A 17,576-nucleotide genomic window follows, 5' to 3' on the forward strand; every position below is an offset into this window, starting at 1 on the left:
GCATGATGTCTTTACCAATAGACGAAAAGTGGCTCTATCAACCTTCCCATCTGGCCAAAAGGACTGATCCCTTTTTGATTATCATGATGGGGTTGTCCGGTTCAGGAAAGAGTACTGCCAGTCGCATGATCACCCAAGAGTTTCATGGTGCCTGGATATGCGCCGATGTGGTCAGAAAGCACCTGTTTGGCCTGAGTCCGGAACAGTCATCCAGATTATCTGGCTTAAATATCTATTCCCCTGATGCTCATAAGAAGACCTTCTCAAAAATGGCTTACCTGTCTCAGGCCCTGCTGAAATCCGGTTATTCAGTGGTGATCGATTCTGCTGCATTGCGAGTCAGAGACCGCCAGCAATTTATAACTATCGCAAAAGAACTCAAGGTTGCCAGTGTAATTATCCACTGCAAGGCTCAGGAAAGCACAATTAATGAGAGGCTCTATAACCGGATTAAGAAGTCAGGAGAACCCTCCGAAGCGACGGTTGATATTATGAAACAGCAGCTGAATTGGCTGGAAGATCCCTGTGCAATAGAAGCTCCCGTCCTGATCTCGCTCAACACCGATCACCCCTTTTGGCAGGATGCGTTAAAAAAACAGCTGGAACGTCATGGAATTTGTTAGTACGTACCAACAAGGCGTCAAAATATCATTGATTTGGTATAACTGATAACACTAGCAGTGGACTTCAAAGTTCTGAGCTATTCTAAGAAAAATAACTTGTGACTTTCAATAATCATGCTGTCTCTGGTACGGACGCTAGAGTTGAGTTAGGGATCCAGTACATGGCCACTGATCTGATCGAATTAAAAAATCTCGGTAAAACATCCGTACAATGGTTAAACGCTGTTGGCATCAGAACCCTTGAACAACTCCATGACGTTGGTTCTGTCGCAGCCTACTGCAAAGTCCGTGACCGGGGATTCAAAGTTTCGAAAGTATTGCTCTACGCACTGGAAGGCGCTCTTATCGGAGCCCACTGGAATGACCTGGATCATGATTACAAGGCCCGCCTGCTTGAAGCTGTTGAAGGTAGCCCTCCAGCGCTGTAATCCCACCCAAAGGCCATAAACTTATTGATTACCGTGGCCGCAGACAGGGCAATCCGGGTCTGCCTGCAGCCCCATTGTCTGCCATTCCATGGTCATGGCATCAAAGATCATCAACCGACCATTCAACGTCTTGCCAAAACCGGTGATCAGCTTGATGGTTTCCAGAGCCTGCAGCGTGCCTATAGTACCCACGACCGGTCCCAATATTCCGGACTCGGAACAGCTGAGGTTTTCATTGCTTTGTTCATCATAAAGACAGCGGTAACAGGGAGCATCTGGCTGCCGGCGGTCATAAACGGTTAGCTGTCCGTTGAGCCTGATGGCCGCACCGCTGACTAATGGAACTCTTGCCCTGACACAGGCAGCGTTGATCGCAAAACGGCTGGAGAAATTATCGGTACAATCCAGAACAACGGTTGCTTTACTCACCTGTTCGAACAGAGCTTCACCTTCCAGACAGTCTTGAATAACTTCAAACTCAACGCCCGGGTTTATTGCCGACAACCGGTTCTTTGCAGCTTCAACTTTGGGGATACCCTGGTCAAGGCTGGAATAAAGCAATTGCCTCTGCAAGTTCGTGGTATCAACCGTATCCGGATCTACCAGAACCATGCGTCCAACGCCGGCCGCCGCCAGGTACTGTGCGGCAGGGCATCCCAGACCTCCCAGACCAAGAATTAACACTCTGGCCTCCAGCAACTGCTCCTGCCCCTCAATATCAATCTGTGGGAGCATGATTTGTCGACTATAGCGGAGTAACTGCTCATCATTCATGGGCGGTCAAAGTCCTTGAGAAAGGTGCACTGCTCTGGACAGCGAAAATAAACCGTAGGGATTTTAAAAGAAGAGATAAGTCCGATTATATACCCATGATATTTATACTGGCGGGTGTGTTGGTCACACCCCACCTTCGAGGCTGTCGCAAAAGGTCTTAAAATGCTGATTTATACCACTACCGTCTTTCCCGCGCAGGCGGGAATGACGGTTACGTGTTAATTTGTCCTTTTGCGACAACCTCTTCGAGTGTCGGACTTTATAAAATCAAGCTTCTGACTCGATATACTCCTCATAAGCTTCTGCATCAAGCAGGTCACCCAGCTCACCTTCATCTTTCAGCTTCATTTTGAAGAACCAGCCGTCATTGTATGGGTCGCTATTGACGGTTTCCGGAGCCTCTTCCAAAGCTCCATTTGCTTCAATAACTTCACCAGTCAAGGGTGCATAGATCTCAGAAGCCGCCTTTACAGACTCTACTGCTCCAGCCTCTTCACCGGCGCCAAGAACAACACCCGCCTCAGGCAACTCAACAAATACTACGTCTCCCAATGATTCCTGAGCATGGTCAGAAATACCAATGGTGACGGTTCCGTCTTCTTCCAACCTGACCCATTCATGGGAACGCCGATACCGTAACTCAGAAGGTATATTGCTCATTTAATAATCCTCGGTCGTCTGTCTGTAAGGCTGAAAAGCATTAGACTCCAATCTCATTATCCCCTTCCGGAAGACAAAAAGATGATCTAAAATGCTTCCCGTTGACACATGGCTTTTTACGAGCTCATGGCTGACTGGCACGAGCATTCTAACGAGTTTGATGTGAAGTTTACAGAGCACAGCTTCGGTTAACCAACCGGGCTATTGATATCAGGAAAACGATGCTGTTGGGAACGTATCGGCTATATACAAAACCTCGCTGCCTGTGCAAAACTGGAATGGTATTGTTGAAGAACAAGATAATCCACACCGAGTAATATGCCATAAGCAATCATGCCATTTTCTCATATAGGAACAGTGATAAGGTTCAGGATCAAATGTCACTACAAAGCGTCTGCCAGTGTAATGAACGACTGTTGTCTGAGTTAATCGAGGCTATTAAAACACTCCCTTCAAATAGCTATCAGGCAGAAGTATGCACTGATAACTCTCAAGCCGTCTCACAAAAGATAGGGGCTCATGTTCGCCATATCATTGAATTCTATCAGTGCTTTTTTGCAGGACTGGAGCATAAACAGATTAACTATGATGAACGAAAAAGAGACCCGGAGTGTGAAATTAATCGTGTTTCAGCATTAAAAACATTACTGTCTATCACACAACAATTAGCTAGCCTCGCAAGTAACCCGTCGACAACTATAAATCTAGCGCTCAGTGCCAGTATTGACACCGAAGGCAATACCGTCTCAACCGAATCTTCTCCGGTACGTGAGTTACTGTTTTTACAAAGCCATGCAACGCACCATATGGCAATGATCAACCTGCTCTTTCAAGCCTCTGGCAATGAACCCCCAAAAGATCTCGGTGTTGCCACCTCAACACTGATCTACCGGAAAGAACAGGCAATGTCTTCTGATTAAGCAGCCTCGCTGTGATATTTAAGAAACAGACTGCAACGCTCAGATCCCATATATTTTGATAGTGTTTTTTCATCAACCTTCAACAGGTCGACAATGATGAGTCCATCCAGAGCGTTATTAAAGTCCGGGTCCACATTGAATGCAGCGAGTTCTCCCCGCAGCTTCAAATATTGACGCAATAGCACGGGAATCCCCTTATTATCTTTTTCAATCTGCTGGATCAGAGAAGACAACTGTTCAATATTATTAATGCCCTGTAAGTCCTTTACAGACCAGAACTGGCCTGAACTTTTTAATGGTGTTACCGGTTTGACCAGTTCAGCCAGAGCCTGATCAGAATTGTTGATACCAAGACAGCCCGCCATTAACTGACGGGATACTTCACTGTAATCACTACTGATACTGACCGGGCCAAACAGAACCCGATATTCGGGATTCGCAGCGACATAAGCTCCGATACCTTTCCATAATAAAAGCAATGCACTCAGGCTCTTCTGATATTCAGGCCGCACAAAAGAGCGCCCCATTTCCAGGGCGCAGCCCAGTTTATGGATAAAACCCTGGTGGTAACTGAACAGGCTTCGTGAATAGAGCCCGTGAACACCATGCTCTCTTAAGATATGGTCAACACAGCCAATTCGGTAGGCGCCAACTATTTCTGATTTTCCCTTATTCCAAAGAAACAGGTGCAGATAATATTGATCATACTGATCAAGATCGAGAGACCGGCCACAACCCTCACCCACCTGGCGAAAGGTAATCTCTCTCAGACGCCCAATTTCCCTCAAGACATAAGGGATCTCCCGAGAGGTCGCACAATATACTGCCATGTCTCCTTTTTCCAGCAGCAGCGTATCGTCTGACAGACTTTCAATCTCCGCTCTCATCACCAGGCTGGAAACCTCATCAGCAACAGGCTCTTCTTTACGACGGGATTTTATATCTTCTAGTTTTTTTTTCGTATGACTCCCATGAGAAGAATCCTGTGAAGAGAGCAGATATGTACATAGGCGGAGATAGTGGGTCAGTGCTTTTTTTGAGGAAAAAGAGTGTAGCTCTTTTGTCTCCAGTGTTTTACCAACCCGGAAACCTAAGGTGGAGCCCTGTTTATTAATTAGCTCACGCACCAGTCGCAATGTTCTCAATCGCGGATGGACTCTGCCAAGCCAGTGAAACAGCCTGCTGTTGCCGCCTTCTATAAAAACAGGCGTCACTCTGGCTTTAGTATTCAAGGCAATTGAGCTTGCGGTATTTCTCCAGTCAGGGTCACAAATACTGCCTGATACTTTGTTATAACTCGACACTTCACCGGCAGGAAATATTAACAGTTGATGGCCCTCAGCAACCCAGGCCCGGGCTTCAGCAATGGCCAGTTTGTTTTTTTCTCTGGCCTGCCTGCTTAATACATCCACACCAATAAAAACATCTTTGAATTCCGGAATACGACAGAGCAGCTCATTGGCAAGCACTTTAACATCATTGCGTTGCTGCAGGAGAAGATCCGCCAGTGCCACGCCTTCAATTCCCCCAAATGGGTGATTGGCAACAATGATGGATGGACCCGAATCAGGAATAGACGAGACTGAGCCTTTAACCACTTCATACTTCACATCAAAGATGTTCAGTACTCGTTTCAGAAATTGTTGACCAGAATAGCTGGTTTTACTTGCATCCTCATACACTCGCTCCAGAGCTGTCAGCCCAATAAACTTCTCAATGACCGATGCCATCAAGCCAAAGCGCGTATTCCCTGGTAAACGGAAAGGTGAGTTCAGCATATTGTCCTCTATCCCTGAGTTTTTTCCTGGCTCACTTCTATAATGTCGAAGCCAGCTTAAATGAACAACCAGAATATTTGGGAGAAGTGACAATAAGGTGAAAATGAAGCGATATTTTTATGAAAGACTTTATGAAGGCCGCTGGTGAAAAACCGCCTGAAAAAACCACTGCTACCTGCCAGAAGACAGTGGTCTTATAATTACGATGCAGTATGGATTAACGGTAGAGACATCTCTTAATTCTGTTATCTGTATTTAAAAATTCCAGTATTGTCAGAATAATCCCGGAAACCAGCAAACCACAGGCATTATAAAATAATAAACCGCCATCATCTCCAATGATATTACCCACTTCATCAAACTCAGGCATTGGTATGCCCAGCGGGGTAAATAAATGGAAAAAGATGGCACCGACCATGACGCCTGAGGCAAGAGCCGCCCCATATAGACGCAATGATGTCAACAGTAGAATGGAAGCCAGCAACTCAACCGAACCAACACCATAGGCACCATAATCCGCAAACCACTGGAAACCCGACCAGGCTCCGAGAACACCAAATATATGCAGGGTTTCATAAGCACCGGTAAATTTAAAAAACAGTGACTGCACAAACACTACTGCAATATAAAGGCTTAGCGCCCAGGTAAATCCCTTATAAACCATCTGTGCCTCCTGGCAATTTTATATCGACCAAACCTAGTTCATTTCTGGCCAGTATTTATCCGCTGCTTTGATAAAGCCGGGGATACCCTTATTCCATTGATCCTGAACACCCCTGTCATAGTTCAAATACAATTTGTTATCGACGATTTTCCAGTAGTCAGGATCGCCCGGTGCACGTGTTTTTTTTGCAGCAACCGCCCATGCACAAAAGCCACCATACTGCGGCATATATTTCTCCGGATTCTCCTTAAACAGATTCAGATGCTCCCCGGAAGAGAAGTACCATTCAACATCAAGATACTCAAATTTGTATTTGGCACTCCCTTTTACTGGTTTGCCCTCGGTAAAATAAGCAACCGTGTCGTAGCCACTCACGGCCTTACTACTAAACCAGCCCGTATAAATGTGGTCATCTGCAAAGGAATGAGTGCAGACAGTCAGTAAAAACAGTGTTGTGATCCTTAACAATTTATTCATGAGATTCCATCTCCATGTTCTGTATTTTTCCTATTCCGTTTCTGGCCTATTCCGTTCCCGGATAGCGGCCAACCAGTTTTTTTTCCCTTCGCCATGCACTGAACAGCTCTCTGAGTGAAGGAGAAGCAAAACCTCTACGTCGATTTATTGCTCCCAGCTTAAAAAGTGTTCGATATTGAAAAAACAGTGTTTTGAAGGCATCAGCCAGTGAGCCCCGGCAATCCCATATATGGGCAGCCTCACTGCTCGCGCCATTCACTTCAAGTATATAGTAATCCTCCCCTTCCATTAGAGACTGAATATCTTTAAAGCGAATATCAAACCGTCCATAGTAAAATTCAGGCAAATCATCGCACAGCCTGTCAAAAGCCCTGGTTAATTCCGGTGTAATAAATTTCCTGCCATCCCTGAAGATACAGCCCCGGCTATGACTGCCGGTAAACGCCAGACGAAATGGCTGTCCATCGGGTAATACTTCATGCAATTGATCGTGATGTCTGGGTAGATAAAGGTGTTTCAGCCTGCCAGCTCTGGGATCCAGATTAATCAGCTCCTCCAGAGTATTTCTACCATTGCCAATAACATAAGGCGGATATTTCAGGGTTATAGAGATAATTTCCCCGCTTTCTGCTCCGGGATAACGAATATAAAAAATACCAGCTTCAGCTTCATAGGGAACCAGCTGCTGGAAGAGAATCCGGCCATCCGGTGGAAATTTCTCAATGTACTCTACCAGCTCATCATTATTTCTGATCAACTGGACGCCTGCGCCACGACAGCCAATATCCGGCTTGGCTACCAGTGGCAAGCCTAAACCTGCATGCTTGAATAACCGTTGTGCGAGACTGGCTCCCTGAATAGCGGTTTCCCAATCATCCAGTAATACCCAGGGTGCAATCTTCTCTGTTGCAAGGCCAGAAGCCCTGGAGAAAACCTCCGATTTAGACTCTCCAACCATCCCGCTTAAAGGAATTGCCGGATTGGCAATCAGCGGCAGGCCTATACCTCGAAAGCGTATAGACAACCAGAGCCACTGAAACGCCACCGGTATATAAAAGAGGTAACCGGGCCAGAATTCGAAAAAAGAGATGGGTTTCAGTACCGGCTCCAACTCCGGCATTCCGGGATGAACCGGTTTGTCGGGTGAAGTTCTCTCGATAAATATCCGGGTTGATTCACAACGCTTTCTGTTAACCAGGGCTTCCATACTTACTCCCGCCTTATTCCATAATAAAGGTGCAACCAAAGCTTATTTTTCTTTATAAGAGCCAATCAAGCATCCACTGATGGTTTGACACTCTTATGTAAAACCAGGATGAGTACCACCATCGCTGGCAACAACAACCATTTAAAGGGAGAAAGCTCAGACCAGAACATTGAGCCAAACCAGTAGATTCCGGTAAAAACCACCCCGGTCCAAACCAGGGATGCCAGGAAAACCCAACCCGAGAAGTACATTAATGAGTATTGGAAAAAACCACAGGCAACGTAGGAAGGTAACCTGAGCCCCGGAATCAGACGAACCGTCAGAATAGTCCAGACCATGCGCTGCTTTAGCCACTCACCCGCTTTATTTACCTTCTCTGATGGGATTATTTTATCCAGCCAGGACCACTTGCCCAATAGACGACCAAGCCCATAAAGACCAACATCCCCGGTAAAAATCCCAATAAAAAGCGCCAGAAAAGCCAGCTCAGGAGAAATAAAACCATCAATGCTAATCAGTGCTGCCGAAATAATGGCGGCATCTTCCAGAAGATAAGTTGACAGTAAAATCAAACCCGCCAAAATCAAAGGGTGATTTGTGACGTTCAGTATCAGTTCAGCCATCTATTACCTAAAATATTTTGAAGCCTCGATATCTATCAACCATACTTTTTTTTAGGGTGAATTCCAAATCGTAGTTTTAAAACAAAAATGAAATTAAACAAAAAAACAACCAATAAAATATCAAGCCTGATTTTTTTAATAATAATCAGCCTTAGCGTTCAAGCTGAAATAAGAGAAGAGATTTATTCAACCCGATTAATCATTGGTTTTCATTCCAAGTGCTATCAGGGTTTAGGTGGCGCTACAGAAGCCACTGAGTATATTAACCAGCATCAATTGTCTGACCATCAATTGTCTGACAACCCAATATCATTGATCAGACCACTGGGTAATAACTCTATTCTTATCCATATTATTCACAGCAATCAATCAGAGCTGCAAAAAAACATTAACCATTTGTTATTACTACATAAAGTTCGTTATATCGAAATTGATAACACTATGAATTCCTTTACAAGATAAGCATTTGATAACTGCACCCTTGAGGTAGAAATTAATGAAATCATTGCTAACAAGGACTGTTTTAGCAGCAACGCTTTTAACGCCAGCCTTTATTTCACAGGCTGAAGTGGATAACTACCGACTTCTTTTACAAAGAACCGATCGGGTTATTGTGCACTTTAAAGAAAAGCCCACAGAAGCCAGGGCACTGGCTTTTATCAAGCAGGGCGTAACCCATGGTGGTTATGGGGTAGCGGCGGGAAAAAGGCAAGAAGTGCTGGAAATCGGCGCCACCCTGGATCTTGATGATGTGAAAATACTGGCTAAAGGATTAGAGGATGACCCCCAGGTTCAGTTTGCCGAACCCGATCTGGTAATGCAGACTATGAGAGTACCCAACGACCCTCTTTATAACGAGCAATGGCATTACTTTGAACCGACAGCCGGTATTAACCTGCCAGCAGCCTGGGAGATATCCATTGGCAGGACTGAGAATGTGATTGGGGTTGTAGATACCGGTATTACAGACCACAAAGAGATTAATGACCGGGTTTTACCTGGCTATGATTTTGTTTCGGATCCCTGGATGGCCAATGACGGTGATGGCTGGGATGATAACCCTCACGATCCTGGGGACTCCCTTCAACCCGGTGCCTGTGGAACGTCGTTTGGCAACCCCATTCCTGCCAATACACAGAAAAGCAGTTGGCATGGCACTCATGTAGCCGGCACGATTGCCGCCAAAACCAATGATAATATGGGTGTTTCTGGTGTAACCTGGCTCTCCAGGCTCCAACCACTCAGGGCGCTCGGACGTTGTGGGGGCTACACATCCGATATTGTCTCAGCCATGCGATGGGCAGCAGGACTGAAAGTCTATGGACTCCCTGTCAACCCTAACCCGGTCAATGTCATTAACCTCAGCCTTGGCGGTACTGCACTCTCTTGCCCCCGAACTTACCAGGATGCCATTGATGAAGTGGTTGCCGCCGGTGTCACCATCGTAGTTGCAGCGGGTAATGAACAACAAAATGTTGCCTTGAGTACTCCGGCAAACTGTAAAAATATCATTGTTGTCGGTGCTATTAACCGCACTGGTAACCGAAGCTGGTACTCAAACTTTGGCAGTGGTATCGATATTATGGCGCCTGGTGGAGAGACACACTTCCCGGGGAATGGCATCTTATCGCTATACAACTCAGGGCTTAAGACAGCAAAAAATAGTTCTTACGCTGAGTTGCAGGGCACCAGTATGGCCACCCCACATATTACCGGCCTGATTGATCTTAGCTATGCGGTAAACCCTTCGTTGACACCCGCCGAACGTAAAAAATTATTAATGGAGACAGCCAGGCCATTTGCCTCTGACAGTAATTGCTCCGCATTCCGATGTGGTTCAGGCATTGCTGATGGTGGATTATTTCTAAGGGCTGTACAGAATACTCAGTAAAATATTCAACGAAGGCCTGAAATTCAGGCTAGGTTTTTAGTAAGGGCAACAATAAGTAAATAGTGCGGCACCTCATTAATTAAGAAACCAAGAATTAAGAGCGCCGCATTATTGGGAATGAAGAAAGAATGATTCAGCAGTGCTTCTTTCTTCTATCAATCCGATGGAGTGGGACCTTGAAACAACCATATAATTCACTGCTGCTGGCCGGTATTTTTTCCTCTCTCATTATTCCTGTGAATCTCCAGGCTGGTTCCGATATTGACGTATCATACGATACCCTATTGGATCTCAGCCTCGAAGAACTGATATCGCTGGATGTCCCCGATGTTACCTCCGTATCCAAAAGAAAGCAGCGTCTGATGGATTCCCCTGCGGCTGTTTATGTCATTACCAACGAAGATATTCAACGCTCAGGCGTCACTTCCATTCCGGAAGCATTAAGAATGGTTCCGGGAATGCAGGTAGCCCGGTTGAATGGGAATACCTGGTCAATCAGTACCCGTGGGTTTAATTATATTTTTGCCAACAAATTGCTGGTCCTGATTGATGGGCGAACCGTCTATTCACCCCTGTTCTCCGGTGTGAACTGGGACGTTCAGGACACCATGCTGGAAGATGTTGCCCGAATTGAAGTAATTCGGGGGCCTGGGGCTGCTTTATGGGGAGCCAATGCTGTTAACGGTGTTATCAATGTTATTACCAAGTATGCAGCAGATACACAGGGTGGCCTGCTATCCACCGGATTTGGTTCTGAGGAAAAAGCGTTTTCCGCATATCGTTATGGCGGAGAACTCGGGGATGATGGTCATTATCGAGCCTTTTTCAAAACCTTCAATCGTGATGGCATGGCTAACCCAGATGGTTCTGGTGCGAATGATGGCTGGAAAATAAACCGGACCGGTCTTAGAGCAGACTGGCGGACAGAAACAGGGACCGAAGCTTCGATACAGGGTGAAATATATGATGGTACAACCAGCCCACCTTTAACATTATTTAATTACAACGGTACTCTGGAAAAGGATACTATTGCAGACCTGAGCAGGGACCAACAGGGCGGGCATCTGATCGGCAACTATAAGCAGTATTACAGTGATGGCAGCAACTTTTCAGTCAAAGGTTACTATGACCGCTATGAAAACTACGATTACCGGGTAACCGAAAAAAGAGATATTGGAGATATTGAGTTTCAACATCAAATATTACCATGGGACAATCATGACATTATCTGGGGACTGGGATATCGGCTGACAAAATACAATCTGAGTGACATGAATAATATAACAATGCCTCAGACAAGCCGGACCGATGAGCTATACAGTGCTTTCATACAAGATCATATAACGCTGTCTCCTGACTGGAGTCTTGCATTAAGTACCCGGTTTGAACATAACGATTTTACCAGTTATGAATTTCAGCCGAACGCCAAAGTGACCTGGAAAGCAACGGAAAACAGAACTTTTTGGGGGTCTCTATCAAGAGCTGTAAAAACGCCTTCTATTAGTGAAACTGCTGTAACAACCAGAGGCATTAATTTTCTTGGTGATGATATTGTTGGGTCCCAATTAGCGACACTATCTCAAAATGGTCCATTTTTGATGAGTATCTCAGGTAACGAAAGTCTGGAGTCTGAGGAACTTACTGCACTTGAATTTGGTTATAGAGAGCTATTCAACAATAGCTTCCGAATAGATGTAACTGCTTTTTATAATCAGTACAGAGACATAATGGCATACGTCAATGCTAATACCTGCTTACCAGGAACATCATGGACCGAAAACTACGGTACTCCTCTTTGTGTTTTAGATGAAAACCCTAGCTTAGTACCACCAAACCTAATCATTGAATTCCCAACCACGCTGGTGAATGGGTTAGATGCAAAAACTTATGGCCTGGAGGTTGTTGCTGACTGGCAGGTGAACGACTGGTGGAAGCTTCAGGCAAACTTCAGCACTTTTCAGATTGATGCATTAGCCCATGAGAATGAACGCTATCGAAAAGAAAATGAGATTCTCATTGAAGAGCTAAGCGCTACAAATACTGCAAATTTAAGATCCAGTATGAATTTACCTAACCAGTGGTATCTGGATTTATGGGTGCGCTATATGGACAACCTGACCAATGCTGGTGTTGGTGCTTATACCGCTTTAGATATGAGAATTGCCAAAAAATTTGGTAAAGACTTTGAGATTTCACTGGTTGGACAAAATCTGTTTGATAAGCAGCGGCTTGAATTCAGTGAGATTTTCAGTGGGCTCGGCACAACCGAAGTCGAAGAATCATGGTACCTCCAGCTTCGCTGGCAACATTAATCGGATGGGGGGGGAGAAAACTTCATGCCGATCTTAAAACGTACATATATCGCACTGACAGTGATTCTGCTGACCTTTTTCAGCGCTTCTTTATTGGCAGCAAATCCTGCGACCAAAGCTGATAAAGTTAAGGCTGCTATTGTTTACAAACTCACAAAATTCATTACCTGGCCAGAGAAGAAACAAACCCTTGCTCTGTGCATTATTGGTAGTGGCTCAATTAACAATGAACTATTAAAAATCAATCACAAGTTCAGTATGGGTCGGCGTATTTCCGTGACTCACAAAAAATACACAGCCCCGCTGGAAAAGTTATGTGACCTGACATTCATTCACAATACCGATACACAAACTATGGTTGGCATACTCCATCGCTTACAAAACAAGCCCGTACTCACCATCAGCGACAATGCCAACTTTACCAGTCAGGGCGGCATTATTGGTTTGTTCCGTACTGGCAGTAAAATCCGCTTTGCAATTAGCCAAAGTGCAACCAAAAACTCAGGACTTTCAATCAGCAACCAGCTCATGGGGCTGGCCAAGGTTATTAAATAACGACTATGGTAACCTTTAAAAATCTGCCTATTAAAAAGAAGTTACGATACGCCATGCTACTAACGGCGTATTCGGTTCTGCTGGTCACTTTGGGCGTACAGACCGTCAGTGAATATTTCCATTCCCGATCACTACTGGTCAACAAGCTGGAAACACTGGTCGAGGTTATTGGAGCCAATGCCCAGGCTGCACTCATATTTGAAGATACCGTATCCGCAGAGCAATTACTCAATGGCTTTTCAAATACGGCTGAAATTGAGACTGTTTATCTATTAAGTTCTACGGGTGAACGGGTTGCCGCTTATCATCAAGGTAAAAAGCAACCCTGGGCTTTTACCCTGGAAGAGTTAAACCAACCGGTAACACTGTTCAGTAAGGCAAAATTACATCTCTACCGTCCTATTAATATGGATGGTCAGTTCATCGGCGCCATCTACGTCCAGTCGAATTTTAGTGAACTCTACCGTCACCTTACCCAGATTTTATTTCTGGTTCTTATTGCTGCACTGATTTCTGTCGTGCTGGCAGCAATCCTGAGCTCACGCCTGCAACAACTCCTTGCCCGCCCCATTACTGAGTTGGCTGATACCATCAGCGAAATTACTGAGTATCAACAATACGACCGTCATGTTCAGAAATTTGATAATGATGAGATCGGACAGCTCTATGACTGTTTCAATGAGATGTTAATGCAAATCAAAGAGCGAGACGACCGACTCCGGCAAAACAGGGAAACTCTGGAAGCAACCGTTGCCAATCGTACCCGTGAATTGAAAATGGCCAACCGGGATTTGAAAGAAAATGTTACTCAGATCAATGAAGCCAAGGAGGCCGCTCTTGATGCTGCGAAAACCAAAAGTGCTTTTCTGGCGAATATGAGCCACGAAATCCGGACGCCCATGAATGGCGTGCTTGGCATGCTTGATTTGATGAAAGATACCACACTCAGTAAAACCCAAAGTGATTTCCTCAACACGGCCTACGCTTCTGCTGATTCATTATTACAAATCATCAACGACATCCTGGACTTTTCAAAAATTGAAGCAGGCAAGATGACCATTGAACATATTGAGGTCAGCATCAGAGACATTGTTGAAGATGTCTGTACATTACTGGCAGGTTCAGCAAGGGAGAAAGGCCTGGAACTTAGCTGCTATACCGATGTTGACCTTCCCGGAACCTTAAAAGGTGACCCGGTAAGATTAAGGCAAATATTAACAAACCTGATTGGTAATGCGGTTAAGTTCACTGCTGAAGGAGAAGTCAGCGTTAAGGTCAATCTTATTGAACGTTCACGAACCACTGCTCAGATTGAGTTCTCCGTTGAAGATACCGGTATTGGTATTGCTGAAAATATTCTGCCAACACTGTTCAATGAATTCACTCAGGCTGATGGCAGTACAACACGAAAGTTTGGAGGTACCGGACTCGGTCTGACTATATCCAGGCAACTGGTTGAATTAATGGGAGGGCAGATCACTGTCGTCAGTACCAGAGAGCTTGGTTCTACCTTTACCGTTGTTCTTGAGATGGAAATCTCCAAAAACCAACATATCCCAAAATCTCAGATACTCCATTCACTTGATGGAATAAAGACGCTCGTCGTTGATGATAATAAAACCAATCGTGAAATCCTGCACCACTATCTCACTGCCTGGGGTTTAAATCACAGTGAGGTAACGACCGCCAAAGATGCTCTTGAGCAACTCAGGGATGCAGCCAGAATTAACCAGCCCTTTGAACTTGTCTTCCTGGATATGGATATGCCTGATATGGATGGTCTGGAGCTTTCAAAAATCATTGAAAAAGACAGTGGTTTAAAATCCACACGCAGAATCATGCTTAGCTCCACAGGCTTTATTGCCCAGAGTCTGCAGAGAGCAGCGGGGATTTCGGCATGTCTGAGCAAACCGTTCAGGCAGGACCGGTTACTGGATACCACAATGCAGGTCATGCATTCCCACCATTCCAATCTGCAGCAAAATGGCAATACTGAGCTTAAATCAGAGGCTTCAGTTTTTTCAGAAAGCATTCGAATACTTCTGGTAGAAGACAATATTGTAAACCAGAAAGTTGCCATCAGCATGTTAAAAAAAATTGGGCTGAACAGTATAGATCTGGCAGAAGATGGCCAGCAGGCAGTCACCATATATGACAGCCAGACCTATGATCTCATCTTAATGGATTGCCAAATGCCAGTGATGAGTGGCTATGAGGCTACGGGACTTATTCGCCAGAGAGAAAGGGAACAGCAATTGCCAAGAATCCCAATTATTGCCATGACAGCGAATGCCATGACCGAAGACCGGGATAAGTGTATTGCCGCAGGAATGGACGACTACCTTAGTAAGCCGGTCAAAGTGGTCAACTTAAAAAATCGGCTGAAGCATTGGCTCATTAATGATAATCCACTTCATAAAAATGCAGAGACCGGATCTATTGAAGCCAGCCCGAAGCTCTCACCGCAGGAAAATCAGCAGCCTCTAATCGATCAATCCGTCTTTTCTACCCTGAAAGAGATTATGGAAGAAGATTTCCCGGCACTGATCAACAGTTATATCGAAGATGCTCCGAAGCTGATGGCTGATATTAAGTCATCATCCAAAGATGCCAATCTTGAAGTCTTGATTAGAGCGGCCCATACACTAAAATCAAGCAGCAATAACTTTGGGGCAATCCGGTTAGCTACGATTGCTGCAGACATTGAAAAGGAAGGGCAAGCCAACAAACTCAATGAAGCTTCAGCACTTATCCCCACTTTAAAATCTGCACTTGATGAAACAATAAAGGCCCTGAAAGGGTCTGAGAGTTGAAACTGGAAGACAAGTGTCTGAAAACTCTAGCGCAGATGGCTATAGAATGAATCCACCCATACATCAATAACCGGCTTTAACTCTTCTGCTGAACTTCCACGGAAGTCACCCATGTCAATGGGGCCATATTGAACACCACCGACCAGTGCCACGACCTGCTCTCCTGTCTGGCTATCTACCAGCTCTCCTTCCTCAATAATATTGAGTAACTTATCCCTGACCCCTGCAAGTTCACCAACACCATTAATTACCAGCCCCCATGGCAAAAACTGATAAAACTCAAGTGCCTTCATCCCAAGCTCACCACCGGTAATTGCCACTCTCAAACGCAATGTCTCAGGTCCCGGTTGGTCAGTAATGGTATATTTCAGCTTAAGACGCTCTGTCAGCCTTTGCGTGAAGTAGGTTTGCAACTGATCATAACGCTCAGGCTTAACCTGCCAGTTTTTTCGGACGTCATCACTGATATGAATAACCACTGGCTCAATAATCACTTTCTCATAGCGACGCATTTTCCAGCGCCTGGCGTGATAACCAAGAAATTGTGATTTTTCTCGAACCTCTAATGGTTTTAATCTTGAGTAATCCGAAAGAAAGCCGCTATGTTGCTCCGAAACTTTTGGTCTACTGGCACAACCTGCCAATAACGTAAACATCAGAATTACTGGCAAGACCAACCATACTTTCATCACTTCCCCCAAAAAAATCAGACGCTGTTTTATTTGGCAACAGGAGAACACATACCAATAACTTGCAGCAATACGTTTTTCTGACTACTGCTCACTTCGGTCAAACCACTACCAGAAAAATGACCATGAACTTCTATAAAACCAGGCAATAGCATTTTCCCATCAAGATCAACGATTTCAGCTTCTGTACCGGTTTCAGATAGCAAATCCTCCCCTGAATCAACAGCAACGACACGACCATTTTCAACCAGAAAATCATCAACTACAGAGTTCTGTTAATCCATAATGACAACGGTAGCGTTCAAAAAGATTTGCCTGGATATTGATTTGCAAGGGATGGAACCCTATAGCCAATAGATTTTCATTGTCGTACGATTTGTCGGGTATATTTAGACTTCATACCCACCATCTCATACCAATCAACCCACTAACCTTCACGAAAGGTAGCGCTATGGAAATCCTGTTATTTCTGCTCTTTCAGATCCTCATTTTTGCCCTCTATGGTTTTATCATATTTATCTCTGCCCGCCTTCTTCCGGGCATCGAGATCAAAGGCTACCAACACGCGGTTATCGTTGCCCTGGTACTCACCTTCCTGAACCTTCTGGTCAAACCCATCCTGCTGATTCTGACCTTTCCCATCACAGTAATAACCCTTGGCCTGTTCACCTGGGTAATTAATGCACTCATTCTGGTTTTTGCCAGTAAACTGGTCGATGGGTTTGCTATAAAAAACTTCGGGTGGGCGATGTTGATGAGTCTGGTAATGGGGATTTTCAAAATACTGGCTGTTTTTTCATTTCCATATATGACTTTTTATTAATTGCTCTCCATAAAAAAATGATTACCTCACTCCCACGCTCTTCATGATAGCGCTGCGATATATCCGCCAGCAATATCCCTCTTAGGTGAGTCCGGCAGGCATTCCCACGGAAGACCCACAGGACCTAAAAGCATGGGAATGAGATGACTTTCTGGAAACCAAAAAAAATCCCGATAGATTGCTCTATCGGGATTTTTAAATTGGTGCCTGGCGATGACCTACTCTCACATGGGGAAACCCCACACTACCATCGGCGATACGTCATTTCACTACTGAGTTCGGGATGGGATCAGGTGGGGCTAACGCTCTATGGTCGCCAGGCGAAACTTTGATAAAAGA

At 45.0% G+C, this 17,576-nt stretch carries 17 protein-coding genes and 1 rRNA gene; 8 read left to right on the plus strand and 10 right to left on the minus strand.

Annotated features, from left to right (window positions below; translation table 11 throughout):
- The coding region (locus tag RM811_RS08770) for an AAA family ATPase (protein WP_402523018.1) at positions 1-623 on the plus strand (623 nt) is incomplete at its 5' end.
- Between the two features lie 161 nt (positions 624-784).
- Positions 785-1,051 carry a TfoX/Sxy family protein gene (locus RM811_RS08775; RefSeq protein ID WP_402523020.1) on the plus strand — a complete coding sequence of 89 codons (267 nt, stop codon included), beginning with the start codon at positions 785-787 and terminating at the stop codon, positions 1,049-1,051.
- 21 nt (positions 1,052-1,072) lie between these two features.
- Here RM811_RS08775 and RM811_RS08780 read toward each other — a convergent pair whose 3' ends face one another.
- Both RM811_RS08780 and gcvH read right to left on the minus strand, forming a co-directional pair.
- Positions 1,073-1,825 carry a HesA/MoeB/ThiF family protein gene (locus RM811_RS08780; RefSeq protein ID WP_402523022.1) on the minus strand — a complete coding sequence of 251 codons (753 nt, stop codon included), beginning with the start codon at positions 1,823-1,825 and terminating at the stop codon, positions 1,073-1,075.
- Positions 1,826-2,092: 267 nt separating this feature from the next.
- On the minus strand, positions 2,093-2,485 hold the full coding sequence (gene gcvH, locus RM811_RS08785; RefSeq protein WP_402523024.1) for a glycine cleavage system protein GcvH: 393 nt from the start codon (positions 2,483-2,485) through the stop codon (positions 2,093-2,095).
- A gap of 377 nt (positions 2,486-2,862) precedes the next feature.
- Here gcvH and RM811_RS08790 point away from each other — a divergent pair, with 377 nt between their 5' ends.
- Positions 2,863-3,405: a DinB family protein gene (locus RM811_RS08790; protein WP_402523027.1), complete on the plus strand. Its 543-nt coding sequence runs from the start codon at positions 2,863-2,865 to the stop codon at positions 3,403-3,405.
- Here the strand turns inward: RM811_RS08790 and RM811_RS08795 are convergent.
- From RM811_RS08795 to RM811_RS08815, 5 genes are all read right to left on the minus strand, one after another.
- Positions 3,402-5,183: a lysophospholipid acyltransferase family protein gene (locus RM811_RS08795; RefSeq protein ID WP_402523030.1), complete on the minus strand. Its 1,782-nt coding sequence runs from the start codon at positions 5,181-5,183 to the stop codon at positions 3,402-3,404. The genes RM811_RS08790 and RM811_RS08795 overlap by 4 nt on opposite strands.
- A gap of 217 nt (positions 5,184-5,400) precedes the next feature.
- Entirely contained in the window at positions 5,401-5,847 is a 447-nt protein-coding gene (locus RM811_RS08800; RefSeq protein WP_402523032.1) for a hypothetical protein, read from the minus strand.
- Positions 5,848-5,880: 33 nt separating this feature from the next.
- Entirely contained in the window at positions 5,881-6,324 is a 444-nt protein-coding gene (locus RM811_RS08805) for a YHS domain-containing (seleno)protein (protein WP_402523034.1), read from the minus strand.
- A gap of 46 nt (positions 6,325-6,370) precedes the next feature.
- Entirely contained in the window at positions 6,371-7,531 is a 1,161-nt protein-coding gene (locus RM811_RS08810; RefSeq protein ID WP_402523036.1) for a D-alanine--D-alanine ligase, read from the minus strand.
- A gap of 65 nt (positions 7,532-7,596) precedes the next feature.
- Positions 7,597-8,154: a DedA family protein gene (locus RM811_RS08815; RefSeq protein ID WP_402523039.1), complete on the minus strand. Its 558-nt coding sequence runs from the start codon at positions 8,152-8,154 to the stop codon at positions 7,597-7,599.
- 496 nt (positions 8,155-8,650) lie between these two features.
- Here RM811_RS08815 and RM811_RS08820 point away from each other — a divergent pair, with 496 nt between their 5' ends.
- From RM811_RS08820 to RM811_RS08835, 4 genes are all read left to right on the plus strand, one after another.
- Positions 8,651-10,045: a S8 family peptidase gene (locus RM811_RS08820; RefSeq protein WP_402523041.1), complete on the plus strand. Its 1,395-nt coding sequence runs from the start codon at positions 8,651-8,653 to the stop codon at positions 10,043-10,045.
- 176 nt (positions 10,046-10,221) lie between these two features.
- A complete protein-coding gene (locus RM811_RS08825; protein WP_402523043.1) occupies positions 10,222-12,357 on the plus strand; it encodes a TonB-dependent receptor plug domain-containing protein in 2,136 nt (711 codons plus the stop codon).
- 24 nt (positions 12,358-12,381) lie between these two features.
- On the plus strand, positions 12,382-12,912 hold the full coding sequence (locus RM811_RS08830; RefSeq protein WP_402523046.1) for a YfiR family protein: 531 nt from the start codon (positions 12,382-12,384) through the stop codon (positions 12,910-12,912).
- Between the two features lie 5 nt (positions 12,913-12,917).
- Positions 12,918-15,725, plus strand: a complete 2,808-nt coding sequence (locus RM811_RS08835) for a response regulator (protein WP_402523048.1) — start codon at positions 12,918-12,920, stop codon at positions 15,723-15,725.
- 26 nt (positions 15,726-15,751) lie between these two features.
- Here RM811_RS08835 and RM811_RS08840 read toward each other — a convergent pair whose 3' ends face one another.
- Positions 15,752-16,414: a DUF3313 domain-containing protein gene (locus RM811_RS08840; RefSeq protein ID WP_402523050.1), complete on the minus strand. Its 663-nt coding sequence runs from the start codon at positions 16,412-16,414 to the stop codon at positions 15,752-15,754.
- Positions 16,415-16,443: 29 nt separating this feature from the next.
- Positions 16,444-16,620 (minus strand): amidohydrolase family protein, encoded by a 177-nt coding sequence (locus RM811_RS08845; RefSeq protein WP_402523052.1) that lies wholly within the window; start codon positions 16,618-16,620, stop codon positions 16,444-16,446.
- A gap of 245 nt (positions 16,621-16,865) precedes the next feature.
- Here RM811_RS08845 and RM811_RS08850 point away from each other — a divergent pair, with 245 nt between their 5' ends.
- Complete coding sequence (locus tag RM811_RS08850) at positions 16,866-17,237, plus strand: phage holin family protein (protein ID WP_402523054.1); 372 nt, start codon at positions 16,866-16,868, stop codon at positions 17,235-17,237.
- Positions 17,238-17,442: 205 nt separating this feature from the next.
- On the opposite strand, the gene rrf is transcribed toward RM811_RS08850, so the two are convergent.
- Positions 17,443-17,558 (minus strand): 5S ribosomal RNA (gene rrf / locus RM811_RS08855).
- Positions 17,559-17,576: the final 18 nt, after the last annotated feature.

The organism is Endozoicomonas sp., from assembly GCF_031844845.1.
Taxonomy (GTDB): Bacteria; Pseudomonadota; Gammaproteobacteria; order Pseudomonadales; family Endozoicomonadaceae; genus Endozoicomonas.

Bases quoted from the DNA above. Each gene is read 5' to 3' on its own strand.
- RM811_RS08775 (WP_402523020.1), top strand. From the start codon at position 785: ATGGCCACTGATCTGATCGAATTAAAAAATCTCGGTAAAACATCCGTA.
- RM811_RS08780 (WP_402523022.1), bottom strand. From the start codon at position 1,825: ATGAATGATGAGCAGTTACTCCGCTATAGTCGACAAATCATGCTCCCA.
- gcvH (WP_402523024.1), bottom strand. From the start codon at position 2,485: ATGAGCAATATACCTTCTGAGTTACGGTATCGGCGTTCCCATGAATGG.
- RM811_RS08790 (WP_402523027.1), top strand. From the start codon at position 2,863: ATGTCACTACAAAGCGTCTGCCAGTGTAATGAACGACTGTTGTCTGAG.
- RM811_RS08795 (WP_402523030.1), bottom strand. From the start codon at position 5,183: ATGCTGAACTCACCTTTCCGTTTACCAGGGAATACGCGCTTTGGCTTG.
- RM811_RS08800 (WP_402523032.1), bottom strand. From the start codon at position 5,847: ATGGTTTATAAGGGATTTACCTGGGCGCTAAGCCTTTATATTGCAGTA.
- RM811_RS08805 (WP_402523034.1), bottom strand. From the start codon at position 6,324: ATGAATAAATTGTTAAGGATCACAACACTGTTTTTACTGACTGTCTGC.
- RM811_RS08810 (WP_402523036.1), bottom strand. From the start codon at position 7,531: ATGGAAGCCCTGGTTAACAGAAAGCGTTGTGAATCAACCCGGATATTT.
- RM811_RS08815 (WP_402523039.1), bottom strand. From the start codon at position 8,154: ATGGCTGAACTGATACTGAACGTCACAAATCACCCTTTGATTTTGGCG.
- RM811_RS08820 (WP_402523041.1), top strand. From the start codon at position 8,651: ATGAAATCATTGCTAACAAGGACTGTTTTAGCAGCAACGCTTTTAACG.
- RM811_RS08830 (WP_402523046.1), top strand. From the start codon at position 12,382: ATGCCGATCTTAAAACGTACATATATCGCACTGACAGTGATTCTGCTG.
- RM811_RS08835 (WP_402523048.1), top strand. From the start codon at position 12,918: ATGGTAACCTTTAAAAATCTGCCTATTAAAAAGAAGTTACGATACGCC.
- RM811_RS08840 (WP_402523050.1), bottom strand. From the start codon at position 16,414: ATGAAAGTATGGTTGGTCTTGCCAGTAATTCTGATGTTTACGTTATTG.
- RM811_RS08850 (WP_402523054.1), top strand. From the start codon at position 16,866: ATGGAAATCCTGTTATTTCTGCTCTTTCAGATCCTCATTTTTGCCCTC.